Source organism: Cupriavidus sp. 22TCCZM04-2 (assembly GCF_057798895.1).
On sequence record NZ_JBYOJS010000023.1, the window covers coordinates 23,962 to 43,282 of the forward strand.

Here is a 19,321-nt window from a genome sequence, read left to right on the forward strand (position 1 = left end):
TAAGCCTGCGGTGTCGCCGGACGAGATATCCCGGAAGACCTTCCGCAATCGACGTGCCAGCGCCGGTGCGGGAGCGGATGTGGATTGGAATATGCTGTGGCTTTCATATGTGGTGCGCTTGTTATACGTGGCTCAAAATCGCCTGCGCGCGTCGATATGAATCTTTTTCAAACGCTTGAAAGAATCTGCATAGGGGGCAGGCAATAAGCCGTCCTGGCGCTCAAAAATAGGACGGCCCGATGCGCAGCTGGTGGACGAGCGCAAGACTGTGTAACCCATGCAGCCAGATTTCATCCGAAATCGCGAGGGCAATCAGCCAGGACGCCGCGACGATGACAAGGTCGCAGCGCCCGCTCTTCCACCAGTTGAGGGAATGCCGGCCGGCGATCCACGGCACCCCAAGTGGATTCGGCCAGTCGGCCAGCAGGTGCATGACGCCCCCGCAGGCAAATCCGAATGCCGGCGCCGCCAAGACGTGTGTTCCCAGTGCATGGTAGGCCCCCCCCAGCAGGCCGACCCACGCGATGCCCCAGTGCGTCCAGGTCCGATGGGTAATCCAGAGGCGGCGCGACCTTGACCACCATGCCACTTCGAGCCAGTCCGGCGCGGTGCTGCCCAGCAGCGCCGCCACGAAACCTGCCGCGCTTTCCCATACCCACCCGCCACCGCCGCACTTTGCAATGACGGAGGCGGCGATGACCGCCGTCGCCCAACCCGTGGCGTGGTGTGCTTTTGTTGAGGCCATGATAGGACTGCGTTGCTTTGCCGGTGATCAGTGAGGGCGCGCATCTTGGCAGATATGTCCTTAAAACGCCAGAGCCGCCAGAGCCGGATCGCAGGCGCCTCGGGCGATGTCATTGCTGTGCCGCAGCACACGCCGCCCGATGGCCGGGACGCGCGCGAGAGCATTGCCGTCTCGCCTCCATCCACGACACAATGGCACCCGTTCCGGAAACCGGCCGATTCGCGCCTGAGCCGACCTTGCGCAGCCCATCCCATGAAACTTCACCAGCTCCGCGCGCTCGCCGCGGTCGCCGACGCCGGCAGCATCCAGGAGGCCTCGCGCGTGCTGCACATCACGCAGCCCGCGCTCAGCAAGGCCATGAAGGAACTGGAAACCTCGGTCGGTGCCACGCTCTTCGTGCGCTCCAGCAAGGGCATCCGCCTGACGCCAATTGGCCAGCGGCTGGTCGGCCATGCGCGGCTGATCAGCGAGAATGTGCGCCGCGCGCGCGACGACCTCGAGGACATGAAGGGCGCCGTCGTCAGCGAAATCAGTTTCGGCGTCACGCCGGTGACGGCCCTGATACGGCCGGTGGCTGCCGTGCTCGACACCTTCCGCCGCGAATTCCCCGGGGCGCGCCTGCGCATCCAGGAAATGCGGCCGGCGCAATTGCTGGAGCAGGTACGCGAGGGCATGATGGATTTCGCGCTGACGTCGCAACTGCTGCCGGCCGATCGCGGGCTCGACTGCACTCCCGTGTGCCGAGTGCCGTCCGTGATCGGCGCCCGCAAGGGCCATGCGCTGCGCGGCTCGCGCTCGCTGCGCGAGCTTCAGCAGGCCGACTGGCTCACGCTGGATCCGCTCAGCGATTTTCACTCGCCCTTTCCGTTGCTGTTCGCCAGCGCGGGGCTGGAGTTGCCGCAGCGCGTGGTGGAATGCACGTCGATGAGCCTTGCGCTGGACCTGTGCTGGAAGTCCGATGCGCTGCTGCTGCTCTCGGCCGAATCGCTGCGCAACGCGCTGATCCTGCAGACCATCGACTTCATCACCGTCGACGAGCCGCTGCCGGACCGCATGGTGTCGCTCGTGACGCGGGACCGCCACACCCTCACCCGGGCGGCGGAACGCCTGCATAGCCGCCTGCTTGACGGGCTGCAGCAGGTGCACGGCGTAGCCGCCCACGCCGCCTGATGGCGACTAACGAACCCCTTTGCCCGTTCGCACGGCGCCCTTCTCCGGGATTACCCGAGCATAGCCATTGCTCATACCCATGAACAAAAGCTAGGACCGCGAACGCGGCCGTCCTCGTACCATCTGACGCACACAGGATCGGGCGCACCGGTCTCCTGTTCCGGCTACTGCGCCCCAGCGCCATACCAGCGAGGACTCAATGATCGATTCGCAGCCCGCGTCACTCACCCTCCCGCCTCAGGCCGGCGCCGCTGCAGGTGCCGCGCCAGCAGCCGAACGCTCGCATGCGCGCCGCGCCGTGGTGGCCGCCGCCATCGGCAATGGCCTGGAGATGTATGACTTCACCGTCTACAGCTTCTTCGCCGCTACCATCGGCCGGCTGTTCTTCCCGAGCAGCAGCCCGCTGGCGTCGCTGATGCTGTCGTTCGCGACCTTCGGCGCCGGGTTTGTGATGCGGCCGCTCGGCGCGGTGCTGATCGGGCATTTCGCGGACCGCCGCGGCCGCAAGGCAGCGCTCACGCTGACCATCGGCCTGATGACGGCCGGCACTGCGCTGATTGCCTTCGCGCCCACGCACGCGTCGATCGGGCTTGCCGCGACCGTGATCGTGGTCATGGGACGCCTGCTCCAGGGCCTGTCGGCTGGTGGCGAGATCGGCGCGGCCTCGGCGCTGCTGATGGAATCGGCCGGCAAGCAGAAGCGCTGCTTCCTGGTGAGCTGGCAAGGCGCCACCCAGGGCGGCGCCGCGCTGGCCGGCGCGCTCACCGGCGCGGCCATCACCGCGGCATTGTCGCCGGAGGCCATGATGTCGTGGGGCTGGCGCATTCCGTTCATGATCGGGCTGCTGATCGCGCCGGTCGGCCTCTACATCCGCCGCAACCTGAAGGAAACGCATACGGGCGGCGCCGAACACGCCGACCTGAAGTCCGTCTTTCGCAAGTACTGGCGCGTGCTGCTGCTGGGCATGCTGCTGATGACGGGCAGCACCTCGGGCATGTACATCACGGTCTTCTACATGCCGACGTACCTGATCCAGTCGATCCACATGCCGCCGGTCACGGCCTTCCTGGCCGCGTGCATGGCCGGGCTGGCCATGCTGGTCATGTCGCCGCTGTTCGGCAAGCTGGCCGACCGCCTGCCCACGCGCAAGCCGATGATCGTGGCGGCCATCCTGGCGTCGCTGGCCTGGTGCTATCCGAACTTCCTGCTGCTGACCACGCATGCCACGCTGGTGTCGGTGGTGCTGCAGATCGGCGTGAGCGTGACCATCATGTCGATCAGCGGCGGCGCCGGCGCCGCCATGATGATGGAAGCGTTCCCGCGCGAACACCGTGCCACCGGCATGTCGGTGATGTACAGCCTGGGCGTGACCGTTTTCGGCGGCTTTGCCCCGCTGGTGGTGACCTGGCTGATTGCCACCACCGGCTCGCCGATGGCGCCCGCCTGGTACCTGATGAGCGCCAGCACCATCAGCCTGATCGCCCTGTCGCTGTTTCCTTCGCACCCCGGTCGCGACTGACGCGAACCTTTCACGCACGACACCATGAACCAACTGCCCGAGAACCTGAACATCCCCGCGGCGCTGCATGCGGCCTCGCAGCGCTTCGCGCAAGTCCGCCAGCGCATCCATGCCCGTCCGGAACTGGGCGCGGACGTCGGCCATACCGCCGAGCTGGTGGCCGGCCTGCTGAAGCAGTGGGGCTACAGCGTGCACACCGTTGGCGGCCGCGGCCTGGTGGGGCAGCTCAAGGTGGGCGACGGCACGCGCCGCATCGGCCTGCGCGCCGACATGGACGCCCTGCCCCTGCAGGAACGCACCGGACTGCCCTACGCCAGCGAAATCCCGGGCCGCATGCATGCCTGCGGTCACGACGGCCACACGGCCACGCTGCTGGCGGCCGCCGAGTACCTCGCTTCGACGCGCAACTTCACGGGCACGCTGAACCTGATCTTCCAGCCGGACGAGGAAGGCCTGACCGGGGCCCTCGCCATGATGGCCGACGGGCTGTTCGAGCGCTTCCCTTGCGATGGCATCTATGCGTTCCACAATGCGCCCGGGCTGCCGCTGGGTGCGGCCGTGGTGCAGGAAGGTCCGCTGGGCGGCTCGTCCGACCGCGTCACCGTGACCTTCCGCGGCCGTGGCGGACACGGTGCCATGCCCAACCTCGCCGTCGATCCGACGCTCGCCATGTCGGCCACGGTGGTGGCCTTGCAGGGCATCGTCGCGCGCAACGTGGCGCCGGTGGACGCAGCCGTCATCAGCGTCGGCGAAATGCATGCCGGCACGACGTACAACATCATTCCCGAGACGGCAACGCTCAAGCTCAGCGTGCGCGCCACCAGGCCCGAAGTGCGCGAACTGCTGGAGCGCCGCATCCGCGAAGTGGTCTCGCACCAGGCGGCCTCGTACGGCGTGCAGGCAGAGCTCGAGTATGAGCGCATGGTCCCCGCGATCCAGAACAGCACGCGCGAGGCCGGGATCGCCCGTGACGCGGTGGCATCGGTGGTCGGCAACGAGCGCGTGATCCGCGTGCCGCCGTCGTCGCAGATGGGGAGCGAGGACTTTGCCTGGATGCTGGAGAAAATGCCCGGCTGCTACTTTGCGCTGGGCAATGGCATGGCCGGGCAGGCGTGGGTCGGATGCTCGCTGCACAACGATGGCTATGACTTCAACGACAAGCTGATCCCGATCGGCGCGGCATGCTGGGTGGCGCTGGCCGAGCAATACCTGTGCTGACGCGGCTTGCAAGAGCGGGGGCTGTGCGAATCGCTTCGGCCTGTTTCAATACTTACGGATTGTCACGAGTTCTGCGTCATCGCGGCCCGGCGCCGTGCCGTTGTAGGAGGCAAGCACGGCGCAGTGCCGCGCTCTCAAACGATCCTCAGGAGTTGACGCCATGAAGAAGCTGTTCGCTGCCCTCGCCTCCGCAGCCCTTGTCGGTACCGTCTTCGCGCAGACTGGCGTGCCAGCTTCCGCGAGTCAGCCACAGGCGGCCGCGACGAAAGACCAGGCAACGGCGGTCAAGGAAAAGACCGACGCAACGGGCGACGCAAAGGCTGGTGCAAAGGCCGGTGCCAGCAAGTCCACCGCGAAGAGTACCCACCACAAGTCGGCCAAGATGGGGGCTGCCAAGTCCGAAGCGGGCAAGACAAAGGTGGATGCGAAGAAGGAGGGCAACCAGGCTAAGAACAACGCGGAGGCTGCCAAGCCTGGCACGCCGGCCGACGCGGCCAACCCCACAGACAGCGTCAATACCGACAAGACGAAGAAGCAGTAAGTCGCTCCGCTCACGCGAACGGGAGGTCGGTTGCAGGGCAGTCATCGCAACGCTGTTCGCAAGCGGTAGCTTTGGGGAGAGTGCCGGGTGGCTGGCAGGTTCCACCTGGCCTCTCCGCCTTTGTCATCGTTGTGGAGTCGCCATGAAAGTCATTGTCGCGCTGCTGATTGCCATTTCCACGCTGCTCGGCGGCTGTGTCGTGGTGCCATACGGTGGCGGCTACTACGATGGCTACCATGGTTCGCGCGGGTACTGGGGCCACGGCCACGGTTACCGGTGATATCCGTCCCCGGGATGAAGCGCCTTGGCTGGCGCTCCCTTAATGCGGCAATACGGTCAGCCCGGACGCGCCGAGTGAAGTCGTCCTGCGCTGGCTCCTGAGCACGCCATCCTGGTCGAACTCGAACAGGACGGTCGACGATCGGATCTCGCCGCCCGAGAACAGCGGGCCGATGAAGGGAATAAAACTCTCCGCGTGAGGCTTTGAGGTCGCAAACGAATAGACCAGTATGAGCGCCCCATTGCTCAAGGCCGCCCGGGATGTCGGTGCGCCAAGTTGTCCGGTCACGTCGCCGATGGTGGTAAATCCCGGAAGGAAGTTCTCCAGTTGTTCCGGCATGACGTCGACGCCCGTCGATACACAGCCCGTCATCAGGCTGCATACGACAATCCATGCGTGAACCCGGTTCATCTCGCCACCGTCCTGCTGCCTGTACCGCAACGCTGGCGAGACGCCTCGCGCGTGGCGCGAGCGCGGCCCGGCGATGCGTCCAATACCCTCGTCCTTCAAGGATAGGACTTTGCGGTGAGACCGGAATTCGATGGGCGACGATCTTGCCGCGGTGGCGTCGCTTATCCGGTCGAGCGCTTTAGCCGCATCGACAGCGAGAAGCTGTCCGCGGGGTGCACCGTCACCGAGAACTCGAACGCTTCGCCGGCCGCGTCCAGATAGCGGCGCAGGATCTTGAGCACGGCCGCGCCCTCCTCCAGCCCGAGCGCCTTGACGACACGCGCGTCCGCAAGCGTCGAGGCGCGCACGTCCTGTTCGATCTCGGCGATCTGCCGGCCATAGCGCGACTCGATCAGCGTACTGACCAGCTCCGGTGACGTGGTCACCAGCTCGCCAATGTCCGTGTAGGCCGGGTCGATATAGATGTCCGTCCACGCCATCGGCGAGGCGGCAGGCCCTTCGTCCAGGCGGATGCTGGAGATCCGCAGCCTCGGCGTGCCTTCCGCACAGCCGATGTCGCGCGCGAGTTCCCCCGCCACGCTGACGATCTCCACCGATTGCACCCGGCGCGAATGTTCGACCCCGAACTGGACCAGATCGTCGACCGACGCCAGCGTGGGCCGGAATTTCGCCTTGGGCCGCGACGCCTCCACCCGGGTGCCCACGTTCTTGCGCCGCGACACAAGGCCCTGGTCCTGCAATTCCTGCAGCACCGCGCGGATCGTGTAGCGGCTCGCGTTGAACTGCTCGCATAGCTCGAACTCCGTGGGCAGCAGCGACCCGACGGGAAACTGGCCGCCGACGATGCCGTCAAGAAGTTGCCTGGCGATCTCCGCCGAGTTGGTTTTGCTCATCTGGTTCCGACTACATCCGTTGTCATGGGAATCGGTTAAGGGGTAAACCCTCATTTCATAAATATGTTCGAACATATTTAATGCTGAACATGTTCGAACATATTAGCGAACCCGATCTCTTGCCACAAGGTAGCAACATGTCCCTCTACGCGATTCCCGCCGCCAGCACCGTAGTCGACTCCGCGCTCTTCCGCGACGCTTTCGGCACCAAGAAAATGCGAGCCATCTTCTCCGACGGCGCGCTCGTCCAACGCTACATCGACGTCGAGGTCGCCCTGGCCAAGGCGGAAGCGCGTGTCGGCGTGATTCCGGCTGAAGCGGCCGAGGTCATCGCGCGCGAATCGAACATCGAACGGATCGACTTCAACCACATGCGCGAGGAGACCGACATTGTCGGCTACCCGATCCTGCCGCTGGTGCACCAGCTCGTGACAATGTGCGGTGAAGCCGGCCGCTACGTGCATTGGGGCGCTACCACGCAGGACATCATGGACACCGCGGTCGCGCTCCAGGTCCGCGATGCGCTGGACAGCATCGACGCCGACATCCGCGAACTGCGCGCCATTCTCGCCGATTTGTCGGGGAAGCACCGCAATACCCCGATGGCCGGCCGCACGCACCTGCAGCAGGCGCTGCCCGTCACCTTCGGCTACAAGACCGCGATCTGGCTGGCGATGTTCGACCGCCACCAGCAGCGCCTCGCCGAACTGCGTCCGCGTGTGGCCGTGGTGGAGTTCGCCGGCGCTGCCGGCACACTCGCGTCGCTCGGAGACAAGGGCTTCGAAGTGCAGCGCGCGCTGGCCGAGGAGCTGGGCCTGGGCGTGCCGGCCACCACGTGGCACGTGGCGCGCGACGGCTTCGCCGAAGCCGTGAACCTGCTTGCGCTGGTCACTGGCTCGCTGGGCAAGATCGCGCTCGACATCATGATCATGGCGTCGACGGAATTCGCGGAAGTCTATGAGCCGTTCGTGAAGGGCCGTGGCGCCAGCAGCACGATGCCGCAGAAGCGCAACCCGATCTCGAGCGAACTGATGCTGGCGGCGTCAAAGGCCGTGCGCCAGCACGCCGGTCTGATGGTCGACGCGATGGTGCAGGATTTCGAACGCGCAACCGGCCCCTGGCATGCGGAGTGGATCGCCATTCCGGAAAGCTTCATCCTGACCTCCGGCGCCCTGCACCAGGCGAAGTTTGCGCTCGGCGGACTCGTGGTGGACACCGCGCGCATGAAGCACAACCTTGGCATCACCAATGGCCTGATCGTGGCCGAGGCCGTAATGATGGGCATGGCGCCGCATATTGGCCGCCAACAGGCCCACGACATAGTTTACGACGCCTGCCGCACCGTCAATGAAGCCGGCGGCACGCTGGCCGAAGCGCTGTGCGCTCTGCCCGCCGTGACCGAGCATTTTGACCGCGCGGCGATCGAGCGCCTGTGCGACCCGGCCAACTATCTGGGGCTCGCCCCGCAGATGGTGGATCGCGCCATCGAACTTTCAGGCAAGGTGGCCTGAGCACGAACCCCGGTGGAGGAAGACAACATGCAAGACCAGACCATCCAGACCCCTGCCGCACCGCCGGCTGCCCCGCGGCTGCCTTGGTATCGCAAGCTCGGCATGCAGGTGCTCGTTTCGCTGATCCTCGGCATCGCCGTCGGCTTTGCGTTCCCGGCGTTCGCGTCGAAGCTGAAGCTGCTCGGCGATATGTTCCTGTCGCTGATCAAGGCCGGCGTGGCGCCGCTGGTGTTCCTGACCATCGTCCACGGCATCGCCTCGGCCGGCGACGTGAAGAGCGCCGGGCGCGTGGGCTGGCGCTCGATCCTCTACTTCGAGGTCATCTCGACCATTGCGCTGCTGATCGGCATGCTCGCCGGCAACCTGCTGGAGATCGGCAAGGGCATGTCGAACGTCGCCGGCAGCGCCGCCGCGCCGGCCGCGAAGGCCGCCGCGCCGCAGGGTTTCCTGGAGTTCATGATGCATATCGTGCCCGACAATTTCGTCGGCGCCTTCGCCAAGGGTGAACTGCTCCAGGTGGTGGTGCTGGCGGTGATGGTCGGCATCGGCATCCTTGCCATTCCGGAGACGCGCCGCGCCAGGATCAACGACGGCCTCGACACCATCTCGGAAGTCCTGTTCTCGTTCATCAACCTGGTCATGAAGCTGGCGCCGATCGGCACATTCGGCGCGGTGGCCTACTCGGTCGGCAGCAACGGCGTCGCCGTGCTGGTCGCGCTGGCGCAGTTCGTCCTGAGCTTCTATGCGGTGGTGGTGCTGTTCATTGCCGTCGTGCTCGGCATCGTGGCCAAGCTGGCCGGATTCAGCCTGTGGCGCTTCCTGCGGTACATCAAGGATGAAATCCTGATCGTGCTCGGCACGGCATCGTCGGAAAGCGCCCTGCCGCGCCTGCTGATCAAGCTCCAGCGGCTGGGCTGCGCCAAGCAGACCGTCGGCCTGGTCCTGCCGACCGGCTATGCCTTCAACCTCGATGGCACGTCGATCTTCATGGCGATGGGCGTGATGTTCATCTCGCATGCCTACGGGGTGCCGCTCACGCTCGACCACCAGCTCGGCATTCTCGTGCTGATGCTGCTGACGTCGAAGGGCGCGGCCACGGTGTCGGGCGGTTCCTTCGTGGTGTTCGCCGCAACCGTGACGTCGACCGGGGTGCTGCCGGTCGAGGGCCTGGCGGTGATCTTCGGCGTGTACCGCTTCCTGTCGATGGCGATTTCCACCTGCAACACGATCGGCAACAGCGTCGCGACCGTGGTCGTGGCCAAGTGGTCCGGCACCTTCGATGCCGAGACCGCGAAGCGCCACCTGTATCCCGAGCGCTATCCCGACATGGCCGCCGCCGATGCGACGCTCGACGACGGCACGCTGCTGGGGGACGACGCCAACGCCGCCAATCCGCATTCGTCGGGCATCCCGATGCAGCGCGCCACCGCCCACTGAACGGCACCACAGGAACGAACCTATCATGGCAACGTACCGCACGGAGCATGACGCCTTCGGTCCGGTGGACATTCCCGCCGACCGCTACTGGGGGGCGCAGACGCAGCGCGCACTCGGCGTATTCGAGGTGGGGGAGGAACGCTTCCCCGGCTGCCTGATCCATGCTTTCGGCCTGCACAAGATGGCCGCCGCTCAGGCCAATCTGCGTTGTAGCGTGCTCGATGCCCCGCTCGGCGACGCCATCGTCGCCGCCGCCGCGGAATTGCGCAGCGGCCGCTTCGACGATCATTTTCCGCTGACGATCTGGCAGACCGGCTCCGGCACGCAGACCAACATGAATGCCAACGAGGTCATCGCGAACCGGGCCAACGAACGGCTGGGGCAGCCGCTGGGCACCAAATCGCCCGTTCATCCGAACGACCACGTGAATGCCTCGCAGTCCTCCAACGACAGCTTTCCATCGGTCATGCACATGAGCGCGGCCATCGAGCTGGAAGACCGGCTTGTCCCGGCGCTTGGCGGCCTGCGCGACAGCTTGCGCGAGCGCGCCGCCGCGTTCGCCGACGTGCTCAAGATGGCCCGCACCCACCTCATGGACGCAGTACCCACCACGCTTGGCCGCAGTTTCGACGGCTTCGCGGCGCAGGTCGACAACGCGCTCGCGCGCCTGCGCGATGCCATGCCGCGCCTGCTGGTGCTGCCACAAGGGGGCACCGCCGCAGGCACTGGCCTGAACGCCCCGCCCGGCTTCGACCATGCCTTCTGCGAGGAGGCCAGCCGGCTGAGCGGCCTCGCATTCCGACCCAATCCCTGCAAGGTCGAAGGGATGGCGGCGCACGATGCGCTGCTGGAACTCTCGGGCGTGCTCAATGTGATTGCCGCCTCGTTCACGAAGATCGCCAACGACCTGCGCTGGATGAGCTCTGGCCCGAACTCGGGGCTGGGCGAACTGCTGCTGCCTGACGACAGGCTGACGTCGTCCATCATGCCGGGCAAGCGCAATCCGACCATCGCGGAAGTCATGGTGCAGGCGTCCATGCAGGTCGCGGGCAACCACGTGACGGTGACCATGGCGGCCTCGTCCGGCAACTTCGAACTGAACGTCGCGAAGCCCGTGCTGGTCTACAACGTGCTGCAGTCGATCCGGCTGCTGGCCGATTGCGCGAACGTGGTGGCGACGCGCCTGATCCCGGGCATTCAGCCGGGCGCCGAACGGCTGGACCGGGATCTGCAAAGCCCCTTGCTGGCCGTGACGGCGCTCAATCCGGTCATCGGGTACGACCGGGCGGCTGCCATTACCCACCACGCCACGCGCCGCAAGATCACGCCCCGCGCGGCGGCGATCGAGCTTGGATTGCTGGATGGGGAAACCTTCGACAGGCTGGTGGACCTGCGGCGCATGGCGGGAAGATGATCGGATGAGGCCGGTTCGAAGACGGCGCGACGCGAACCGGCTATCCTGACGCCTGCCGAGACTCCCGCGCGCGCCAATCGGGAACGGCAACGCAAACCATGCAGCGCCTTTTCCCCGTCGCCACCGTGATGACCGCAACGCCGTCCCCGCCTCTTCTCGACGAAGTCCTGCGTACCGTCACCCGCCGCTACCAGGTGACGGAGACGCCCGTTCCATCGGGCCAGAGCCGCGAAGCCCGCGCGGCCGAGCGGGTCGCGATGGCCATCGAGCAGGCGCGGCACTCGCTGGCCCGCGGCGAGGTGCCGGACGCTTCGCTGAAACGCCAGTTTGCCGACGCGCTCGCGGACATGATCCATGAAGCCATTCATCCCGATTCCGGCGACCCGGTCTTCCAGGCCATGGTGCTTCGGCACAGGGCCGCGCCCGTGCGCGAGTTCGCGTCGCTGTCGGCGCGCGCCGAAGGGGACCGGCGCGCGGTCCTGGCTGCCGTGAACGCGGTGGCGCACCCGAACCGGCAACAACGGATGACCCCAGGCTCGCAGCGTGAAGCATTGGCAGACCTGCATGCGTCGGCGGCCGCTTCATCATGGCCATCGCTGCGCGGCATTGCCCAACGCCTCATCGACGCGCCGGATAGCAAGAATGACTCGCCCGTAGCGCTCGCCCTGACGCGGCTGCTGGACAACCCTGCCCTGCAGCGCTTGCAGCGCATCGAAGCCCTGCAAACGGACGAACTGGTGCGCCAGTACGCTTCGCTATGGGATCGCGCCGGACCTCGCCCGGGAAGCGCGACAGCGGTTGCCCAGGGTGCGTCAGCGCAGCAACGCGGGGCCGGCGCCGAGGCCTTGGCGGCGCAAGCGCTCCAGGTTCTCGCGCAGCGCCTGAACGAGGCGGAACGCGACCCTGCGCGCTATCGCGTCGTGACTTCGCTGCGCGTCCCGGCTTCGATTCCCGCGAGCCATGAACGCGCAAAGACCGAATGGGACGTGGTCTTGCTGCGCCGGTCGGTTCCGGTCGATCGCCAGCCAGCCTGGGATGTCTGCCTGCTCGTAGAGGTCAAGGCGTCCGTGGACGCGGCGACCACGGACTTTCCGCGCCTGCTGCGCGGCCTGCGCCTGCTTGCCCACGCGAAGGACGATGCGGCTTATGCGTTCGCCTCCCACGAGGGAACGGTGCGCCTGCGCGGCGCCGCGCTTGCCGCGCTCTGTGCCGCGCCCACGCTGACGCGTACGGTGCTCTATTGCTGCGACGCCCGCGCCGAGACGGCCCCGCGCCTGCTCGGCGCGGCGAGTCGCATGCAGCTCCTGTCGGCGGACGAGAGCCTTGCATTCGCCAGCCACCTCGCGGCAAACGAGCCTGCGGATGCCGGGGACCTTGAACCGCTCTGGCTTCCGTTGCTGGAAGCCGAGCGCTGGAAAACCGTGCTCAACCAGTATTCGACGCTGCGGCAGGTGCGTGAACTGATGGTCCATACCGAAGACCTGCTTCGTGCGATCGACCGGGCCGTTGGCAAGGTTTGATGGCCCGATCGATAGTGCTGGCCCCCGCCTTCCCCGCTCACCCGTTTCAATTCTGACTCACACTTTTGCTTTCCCCCTTCGTGGGGTTGCCTGATCGGCCTCCATCGGCAGTCGGGGTGTCGGACCGTAAACCACGACTTTTCCGCGGGAAAACTCGACCTTTTCCATACCGATGGTCAGCACTCTGGACCATGCCCGGCTCGTCCATAGAGCGTATTTCCGCCTCCCTGTCGCGCGACTAGATTGAACGCATCGCTGGCATCGAAGAAGTGCCATCGAACTTCGATCATTCGCACAACCCGGGGAGCGGTCATGAAAAACATCCACGTGAAGCTGGCGGTCGTGCCACTAGCATGCCTGGCCGTCGTTGTTGCCGGTTGTGGCGGAGGCGGTGGCGACTCGGCCCCGGCCGCTACCACGGCGGCTCCAGGCTCCAGCACCACCGCGCCAGTGACGACGCCGACTGCGTCCACCAGCGCCTTGCTGTCGGGCACCACCGATCCGGGGCCCGATATCGGCAAGGACGGGGATTTCTACGTGAACACCACCACCGGGATGCTGTTCGGGCCCAAGGCAAACGGCGCGTGGCCTCCCGGTGTTGCGGTCGCAGGATCTCCGGGAGCCAAGGGGGATACGGGCGCACCCGGCAATACCGGTACCGCCGGCAGCACGATCCTGACCGGCTCGGTGGACCCGACCAGTACCGTTGGCAATAACGGCGACTACTACATCAACACCTCGACCGGGACGCTGTTCGGGCCGAAGGCCGATGGCACCTGGCCACCGGGCGTGCAGCTCGGCGGCGGCTCATCGGGAAGCGGTAGCGGCACGGTCCTGACCGGCCACGGGGCGCCGGGCAACGATATTGGCGCCGATGGCGACTACTACCTCGACACCGATACCTGGACGCTCTACGGACCCAAGGTCAACGGCCAATGGCCCGCGGGCGTGGTGCTGGCCGGCCAGCCCGGTGGTGGCAGTGGCGGCACTGGCGGCACCGGAGGCACCCCTGTCGGCAACGGCGGCCAGGTGATCTACGGCAGCGGTGCGCCGACCGACAGCATTGGCGTCGATGGCGACTTCTACTTCGATACATCGACCGGCACGCTATATGGGCCCAAGGCCGGCGGCCATTGGCCGACCACGGGCGCCACCGTACCTACGGTCTATAACGGCAACTTCAACGTGCCGGACTCGCTCAGCCGCGGGCTGTATGTCATGACGGGTGCCGGGGGCGCGGTGGCATTGCCGTCGGACTTCGCCGTCGTGATTCCTTATGACTGCGCCAGCGTCAAGCTGACCGCGTCCACGCTCGGCAAGCCCATCGGAAGCCTCACCATGGCGGTTTACAAGGTCACGGGCTCGGGCGCGGGTGCGACCAGTACCCCGGTGAGCAACCTGAGCTGCCGGATCAGCAACGGGCAGCAAAGCTGCAGCCAGGAAATGCCGGCCGGGACCGTCAACCATAACGACAAGCTGCAGGTGCAGCTCAACACCAACCAGGCTACCGGTTGGGGCGGGCTCGCTGTCAATCTGGCCTGCGTGAAATAAGGCCAGGCTCAAACAGGGGAGCGGAGGTGCCAGGGCGGCGGCAGGATGCAAATCCTGCCGCCGCTCTGGCGTTCAGAAGTTCGCTTCGATGGCGGCCTTTGCGCCCTCCGGGACCTCGTTCGGAATGACCCGGTGCGCAAGGATCTCGTAAGTGCGGGCCGTCGCCACTTCCTTCGGATCCACCAGCCGCTTTGGGCCGCCAAGCCAGGCAAAATGATCCATGCCATCGTCGCTTCGGAACCAGGCGAAATCGCCAATGCGGTCGAGGCCGCGCTTGACGACCTTCAACAATGCCAGCGCCTCATTCGACACGCCAAGATAGCGTCGCGTGTCATGGACGATCGTGCCGAGGTTGCGCAGCTTGTCCGCGCCTGAACGGCCGCCGTCCTCCGTCACCTGGTTCTGCACCAGTTCGACAACCAGAATCCCCTTGTGAGCAGTGATGCGCGCGTGCATGGAACCTCCAGACTGTGCGAGTGGCTTCACACAGCAGGAGAAGCAATTTTCCGGCCAGTATCGAGGCCTTGTGCGCGAACCGGCCCATTGCCACCCGGGCCGGTCCGCCTTGCACGGCAATTTGTGAGCGGGACACCACGCCTTGCGCGGCGAGGCAGGATATTTGCCGGATCCGATGATTTTCCCGGCGGCGCCGCTGCCTGGTCCTGTTGGTGCGGAGCCAACGAAAATCCTCCTCGGGACCAGCGCCCTTTTACATCGCTGCCACCGCCCGCTGGCGAGCAACTTCGGCCTGCGGGGCGCCCGCGTTGTCGGCATGCAGCGTGAAGTCGAAGCGGATCAGCGAGAACGGCTTGTCGACGCCGAGCGCCTGCATCGCGGCCGCGTCGTCGATGCGCGTCACCGGCGGCACCAGCCCTTCGCGCGTGGCAAAGGCGAAGTCGTCCCACAGATAGGGATCGCCGTCGATGTTGATCTGCGTGGTCAGCTTGCGGTGGCCCGGCGCCGAGACGAAGAAGTGGATATGGGCCGGGCGCGTGCCGTGGCGATCGAGCGTCTTGAGCAGGCGGTCGGTGGCGCCGCCCGGCGGCACGCTGTAGCCCACCGGCACGATGCTGCGCAGGCGATAGCGCCCTTCGCTGTCGGTGACGATGGTGCGGCGCAGGTTGAACGCGCTCTGGGTCGGATCGAAGTACGAGTAGTTGCCCAGCGAATTCGCATGCCAGACCTCTACGTTCGCATTGCGCAGCGGCTTGCCGGTTTCGTCGAATACCCGACCCTCCATCACCAGCACCTCGCCGTCGTCGGTGCCGTCGTCAAGCCGGGCTTCGCCCTGCGCGACCGGCGCGCCGGCCACGTACAGGGGGCCCTCGATGGTGCGCGGCGTGCCGCCGCCAATGCCCGCGCGCGCTTCGGCTTCGTCCATGCGCAGGTCCAGGAAGTGGTCGAAGCCCAGGCCGGGCGCGATCAGGCCGAGTTCGCCGCTGCGGCCCGCCTCGGCCAGGTAGTTGAGGCCGGCCCAGAACTCCTCGGGCTGGATGTCGAGATCCTCGATCATGTGGAACAAGTCGCGCACCATCCGGTGCACGATCGCGGCGATGCGCGGATTGGCATCCGGGCCGGTGGTCTCTTCGATGCGGTTCAGTACGGCGTCGATGGCGATCTTGTCCATGGTTGTCTCCTATGGCCTTGTGGGTGAAGTGATATGGGGAACGTTGTCGATGTCAAAGCGAGCGGAACAGCGGGCTGCGGGTGGCCTGGCTCGCGTCGGCCGCCGACAGGAACTTCTCGGTGAAGATGTCTTTCTCGAACAGCCGGCCCTGCATCAGCGTGGCGATGCAGGCCTCGATCATTGGCGGCGGCCCGCACAGGTAGGCGCGCCAGCCGCGGAAGTCGTGGCGGAAGTGGCGCCCGGCCAGGTCGTGGACATAGCCGCGTTCGCCGCTCCAAGCGCTCTGCTCTGGCTCGCCGGACAGTACTGGCAGGTAGGTGAAGTTGTCGTGCTGCTGCGCGAGCGCCTCGAATGCTTCGCGGTAATACAGTTCGCCGGCATTGCGCGCGCCTTGCACCAGCACGATCTCGCGCGGGTCGCCGCATGCCAGCAGGTCGAGGATCATCGAGCGCGGGCTCGACAGCCCCGAGCCGCCGGCCATGAACACCAGCGGCCGTGGATCACTCTTGCGCACGAAGAAGCGGCCCAGCGGGCCGGATAGCTGCAAGCGTTCGCCGACCTGCAAGTGCTCATGCACATAGGTGGTCGCACTGCCGCCCGGGACCAGCCGGATGTTCAGCTCGATCTCGCCCGCCGCCGGCGCGCTGGCAATCGAGAACGCGCGCGGCGTGGCTTCCTTGCCGATCCACACATTGACGTACTGGCCCGGCTGGAACTGCAGCGGCTCGCCTTCGATGCGCAGGAACACGCCCTTGATAGTTGGCGTGAGCGCGTCGATGCGGGCCACTTCCGCGGTGAAGTCCAGCAGCGGCAGGCATTGCGCGTCGGGGTCGGGCTCGATATCGGCCTCGATCACCATGTCCGACATCGGCCTGGCGCAGCAGGCCAGGCACTTCGCTTCGTCGCGCTCGAAATCCATCAGGGCGAACGGCGAGGCCTCGCCATGGTCGAGTTCGCCTTGCAGGGTCTGCACCTTGCAGGTTCCGCACAGGCCGTGGCCGCAGGCATGCGGCAGCCAAACTCCCGCGCGCAGGCACGCGTCGAGCACGGTCTGGCCCTCTTCGATGTCGATGGTCTGGCCGAGTGGTTCGATGGTCAGTTGGTAGGTCATGTCAGCCTCCGTAATGCCGTAATGCCGTAATGCCGTGGTGCCGTGGTGCCGTGGTGCCGTGGTGTGACAGCGTCAGTTGCCAGAGCCGCCAATGCCATTCAGGCCGGGGGTACGCAGCCGCAGCAGCGACTTGTGCCCGAGGCCGTTGGCCGCAAGGCTGGCGGACGTGTCCGGCGCGAATGGCTCGCCGCCGCGCAGCCATTGGACTTGCGTCCAGTCGATAGCCGCACCATCGGGATGCGCCGCCAGCAATGGCGTGATGACATCACTGACCAGGGCGCCGAACGGCATGTCAGGTGGCAGCGGGAGCGTGAAGGGGCTGCAGAACAGCAGGTGCTGGTCCCAGCCGAAGTACACCAGCTGGTTGCCGTGGAAGTTCTCGACGCGGTCGCGGGTTTCGCCCGCGTAGCCGGGATTCAGTGCGATGACTGGCATGATGGTCTCCGGTGTGGGGTTCAGTCGTGTCCGTGGTCGCAGCACGGCGCGCTGCCGCCCTGCTCCGCTGCCGGCGTGCCTGCGGCACCGGTCCAGCGGTCCCAGTTGGCGCGGTCCTGCGAGTCGGCGAAGTCGCCGCGGTCGGCGGGGCTCAGGTGGTACCAGTCGAGCACCTCGGGCAGCGTCGCGCCGCCGCAGTTGCCCTGGAAGATCTGGTGCACCGGCAGCCAGGCCTGCACGTACTTCTCGGGCTCGTCAACGAAGATGTCGCGGCAGCCGTCCGAGCAGAAGTGATAGCGGTCGCCGTCGTGCTCGGCCTCGCGGTAGCAAATCTGCGTCGGGTCGTCGGGCTCGGTGAAAGCCATCGGGATCTGGCACACCTGGCACAGCATCGGCAGGCCCGGGTTGTACCAGCGCTGGCCGGCCTGCTGTTGCTGCTGCCAGTAATCGAAGCGCGGCTTGTAGTGCCGGTCGAAGCTGTCGGGATACTTCTCGGCCAACCACGTCATTTCGGACGCCTCCGGCACCCAGGTGTGGATCGCTGCGGCGTGGTTGAAGTTGTAGAAGATCGACCAGGCGATGTGCGACAGGTGGTCCTTCTCCTTCGCGGCCTGCTCGTGATACTTGGGCATGCGGATGCCGTAGCGCGCCAGGTCGGCGAACAGCGCGCCGCCGTTCTGCTCGAAGTAGATTTCCCAGGCTTCCTTCCAGCTCATCACGCGCCTGGGCAGCATGTAGTCCATCATCATCGCCACCAGCGTCAGCAGCCGGTAGCCGCGCCAGAACCACTTGTCGATCCACTTCTGGATGATCGGACGGTTGGCCGGGTCCTGCTCCAGCATGAACTTCACCACTTCGAGCCCGAGCGTCATGTGGCGCGATTCATCGGACTGCGCGGAGAAGCCGAAGGTCACCGTGGCCATGTCGCCGTTGTAGGCGGCGCCCGACATGAAGGGCATGAACAGCAGGTTGGTCAGGACGTACTCGAACGAGAACGAGATCGCCGTGATGAACTCGAACGGCCCCGCCGTCATGGCGTCTTCGAAGTACGACTTCGGCACCGACAGGTACCACAGCCGGTCATGCAGGTGGCGCCAGTCGGAAAAGCCGTTGAAGTACTTGTTGTAGTGGCTGATGGTGTGGACCTGGGTCTGGCAGTGGCGCAGCTCGTCGATCGACTGCATCTGGCACGCCACGCGCGCGCCCACGCCGCGCAGCGTGCGCCCGGCCATGGCAAAGCCGCGGTGCGCGGCATACTCCAGCGGCGACACGCCTGTCAGGAACAGCTTGAGCGCGTTGACGTAGCGCGCGTCGCTGACATTGAGCTGGCCGTTGTTCTGCTGGAACGCGTCGATGATCGCGTACAGCTTGCGCTCCTTCTCGGACTGGAATTTCCAGTACGCATCCATGGTCAGGCGGAACGGATCTTCCCAGCCGTCCCAGTCATGGATCACGATGCCTTCGAACTTGTCGTGCGGGAATACGGCATCCATGGGCTGATAGGTGGTTTCCCAGCCGAGGTCGCGCGTGAGGATCGCGTACTTCTCCTTGAGCGACAGCTTGGGGCTGGTAGCCTGCCGCGCGGCGGTGGCGATTGCAGTGGCGGTGGTCATATCCTTGTCTCCAGTGTTCTTGCTGTTCAACTTTCGGCTCAGTGCCACGCCAGTACGAACTGGTCTTCGCTTTCGTCGATATTGCCGGCCAGCGAAATCAGGCCGAGCTGCAGTTCCTGCACGTCCCACGCGCGGCCGATGCGCTCTTCCACGCTGGCGCGGTTGATTTCCAGGCGCCCGGGCGCGTCGATCTTGACCATGGCCGGATAGCGGTTGATGGTGGCGTGCGGGTTGTCGGCCTCGATTGCGTCGATCACGGGACGCATCTCTTCGTTGGCCTGCAGGGCGATGAATACGATCTGTGCGGTCATGGCGTTCGTCCTTG

Annotated in this window: 19 protein-coding genes; 10 read left to right on the top strand and 9 right to left on the bottom strand. The window is 66.0% G+C overall.

Going from position 1 to position 19,321, the window contains the following annotated elements:
- Window positions 1–220: 220 nt before the first annotated feature.
- Window positions 221–745 carry a metal-dependent hydrolase gene (locus AC3FKG_RS25695; protein ID WP_483711364.1) on the bottom strand — a complete coding sequence of 175 codons (525 nt, stop codon included), beginning with the start codon at window positions 743–745 and terminating at the stop codon, window positions 221–223.
- A gap of 252 nt (window positions 746–997) precedes the next feature.
- Between AC3FKG_RS25695 and AC3FKG_RS25700 the strand changes: the two genes are divergently transcribed.
- The 5 genes from AC3FKG_RS25700 (at window position 998) to AC3FKG_RS25720 (ending at window position 5,473) form a co-directional block, all read left to right on the top strand.
- On the top strand, window positions 998–1,915 hold the full coding sequence (locus AC3FKG_RS25700; protein WP_483711365.1) for a LysR substrate-binding domain-containing protein: 918 nt from the start codon (window positions 998–1,000) through the stop codon (window positions 1,913–1,915).
- Between the two features lie 199 nt (window positions 1,916–2,114).
- The gene (locus tag AC3FKG_RS25705) at window positions 2,115–3,434 is read left to right on the top strand and encodes an MFS transporter (RefSeq protein ID WP_488744474.1); all 1,320 of its coding nucleotides are present in this window, start codon (window positions 2,115–2,117) and stop codon (window positions 3,432–3,434) included.
- A 24-nt stretch (window positions 3,435–3,458) separates the two neighbouring features.
- Window positions 3,459–4,652: a M20 aminoacylase family protein gene (locus tag AC3FKG_RS25710; protein ID WP_483711367.1), complete on the top strand. Its 1,194-nt coding sequence runs from the start codon at window positions 3,459–3,461 to the stop codon at window positions 4,650–4,652.
- Between the two features lie 160 nt (window positions 4,653–4,812).
- Complete coding sequence (locus AC3FKG_RS25715; protein ID WP_488744475.1) at window positions 4,813–5,193, top strand: hypothetical protein; 381 nt, start codon at window positions 4,813–4,815, stop codon at window positions 5,191–5,193.
- Window positions 5,194–5,335: 142 nt separating this feature from the next.
- On the top strand, window positions 5,336–5,473 hold the full coding sequence (locus AC3FKG_RS25720; protein ID WP_483711369.1) for a hypothetical protein: 138 nt from the start codon (window positions 5,336–5,338) through the stop codon (window positions 5,471–5,473).
- 39 nt (window positions 5,474–5,512) lie between these two features.
- Here AC3FKG_RS25720 and AC3FKG_RS25725 read toward each other — a convergent pair whose 3' ends face one another.
- Entirely contained in the window at window positions 5,513–5,884 is a 372-nt protein-coding gene (locus AC3FKG_RS25725) for a hypothetical protein (RefSeq protein WP_483711370.1), read from the bottom strand.
- Between the two features lie 161 nt (window positions 5,885–6,045).
- Entirely contained in the window at window positions 6,046–6,777 is a 732-nt protein-coding gene (locus AC3FKG_RS25730; RefSeq protein ID WP_483711371.1) for a GntR family transcriptional regulator, read from the bottom strand.
- A 137-nt stretch (window positions 6,778–6,914) separates the two neighbouring features.
- Between AC3FKG_RS25730 and pcaB the strand changes: the two genes are divergently transcribed.
- From pcaB to AC3FKG_RS25755, 5 genes are all read left to right on the top strand, one after another.
- The gene (pcaB, locus tag AC3FKG_RS25735; protein ID WP_483711372.1) at window positions 6,915–8,288 is read left to right on the top strand and encodes a 3-carboxy-cis,cis-muconate cycloisomerase; all 1,374 of its coding nucleotides are present in this window, start codon (window positions 6,915–6,917) and stop codon (window positions 8,286–8,288) included.
- 27 nt (window positions 8,289–8,315) lie between these two features.
- Window positions 8,316–9,725: a cation:dicarboxylate symporter family transporter gene (locus AC3FKG_RS25740; protein ID WP_483711373.1), complete on the top strand. Its 1,410-nt coding sequence runs from the start codon at window positions 8,316–8,318 to the stop codon at window positions 9,723–9,725.
- A gap of 25 nt (window positions 9,726–9,750) precedes the next feature.
- Window positions 9,751–11,139 (top strand): class II fumarate hydratase, encoded by a 1,389-nt coding sequence (locus AC3FKG_RS25745; RefSeq protein WP_488744476.1) that lies wholly within the window; start codon window positions 9,751–9,753, stop codon window positions 11,137–11,139.
- A gap of 128 nt (window positions 11,140–11,267) precedes the next feature.
- Window positions 11,268–12,659 carry a 3-deoxy-D-arabino-heptulosonate 7-phosphate synthase gene (locus tag AC3FKG_RS25750; protein ID WP_488744507.1) on the top strand — a complete coding sequence of 464 codons (1,392 nt, stop codon included), beginning with the start codon at window positions 11,268–11,270 and terminating at the stop codon, window positions 12,657–12,659.
- A gap of 312 nt (window positions 12,660–12,971) precedes the next feature.
- The gene (locus AC3FKG_RS25755; RefSeq protein WP_483711375.1) at window positions 12,972–14,210 is read left to right on the top strand and encodes a hypothetical protein; all 1,239 of its coding nucleotides are present in this window, start codon (window positions 12,972–12,974) and stop codon (window positions 14,208–14,210) included.
- Between the two features lie 72 nt (window positions 14,211–14,282).
- Here AC3FKG_RS25755 and AC3FKG_RS25760 read toward each other — a convergent pair whose 3' ends face one another.
- From AC3FKG_RS25760 to AC3FKG_RS25785, 6 genes are all read right to left on the bottom strand, one after another.
- The gene (locus AC3FKG_RS25760; RefSeq protein WP_488744477.1) at window positions 14,283–14,666 is read right to left on the bottom strand and encodes a hypothetical protein; all 384 of its coding nucleotides are present in this window, start codon (window positions 14,664–14,666) and stop codon (window positions 14,283–14,285) included.
- 253 nt (window positions 14,667–14,919) lie between these two features.
- Window positions 14,920–15,837, bottom strand: a complete 918-nt coding sequence (catA, locus tag AC3FKG_RS25765) for a catechol 1,2-dioxygenase (RefSeq protein ID WP_488744478.1) — start codon at window positions 15,835–15,837, stop codon at window positions 14,920–14,922.
- Window positions 15,838–15,889: 52 nt separating this feature from the next.
- A complete protein-coding gene (locus AC3FKG_RS25770) occupies window positions 15,890–16,948 on the bottom strand; it encodes an NADH:ubiquinone reductase (Na(+)-transporting) subunit F (RefSeq protein WP_488744479.1) in 1,059 nt (352 codons plus the stop codon).
- Between the two features lie 72 nt (window positions 16,949–17,020).
- On the bottom strand, window positions 17,021–17,383 hold the full coding sequence (locus tag AC3FKG_RS25775) for a phenol hydroxylase subunit P4 (protein ID WP_483711379.1): 363 nt from the start codon (window positions 17,381–17,383) through the stop codon (window positions 17,021–17,023).
- 20 nt (window positions 17,384–17,403) lie between these two features.
- Window positions 17,404–18,996: an aromatic/alkene/methane monooxygenase hydroxylase/oxygenase subunit alpha gene (locus AC3FKG_RS25780; protein WP_483711380.1), complete on the bottom strand. Its 1,593-nt coding sequence runs from the start codon at window positions 18,994–18,996 to the stop codon at window positions 17,404–17,406.
- 38 nt (window positions 18,997–19,034) lie between these two features.
- A complete protein-coding gene (locus tag AC3FKG_RS25785; protein ID WP_483711381.1) occupies window positions 19,035–19,307 on the bottom strand; it encodes an MmoB/DmpM family protein in 273 nt (90 codons plus the stop codon).
- Window positions 19,308–19,321: the final 14 nt, after the last annotated feature.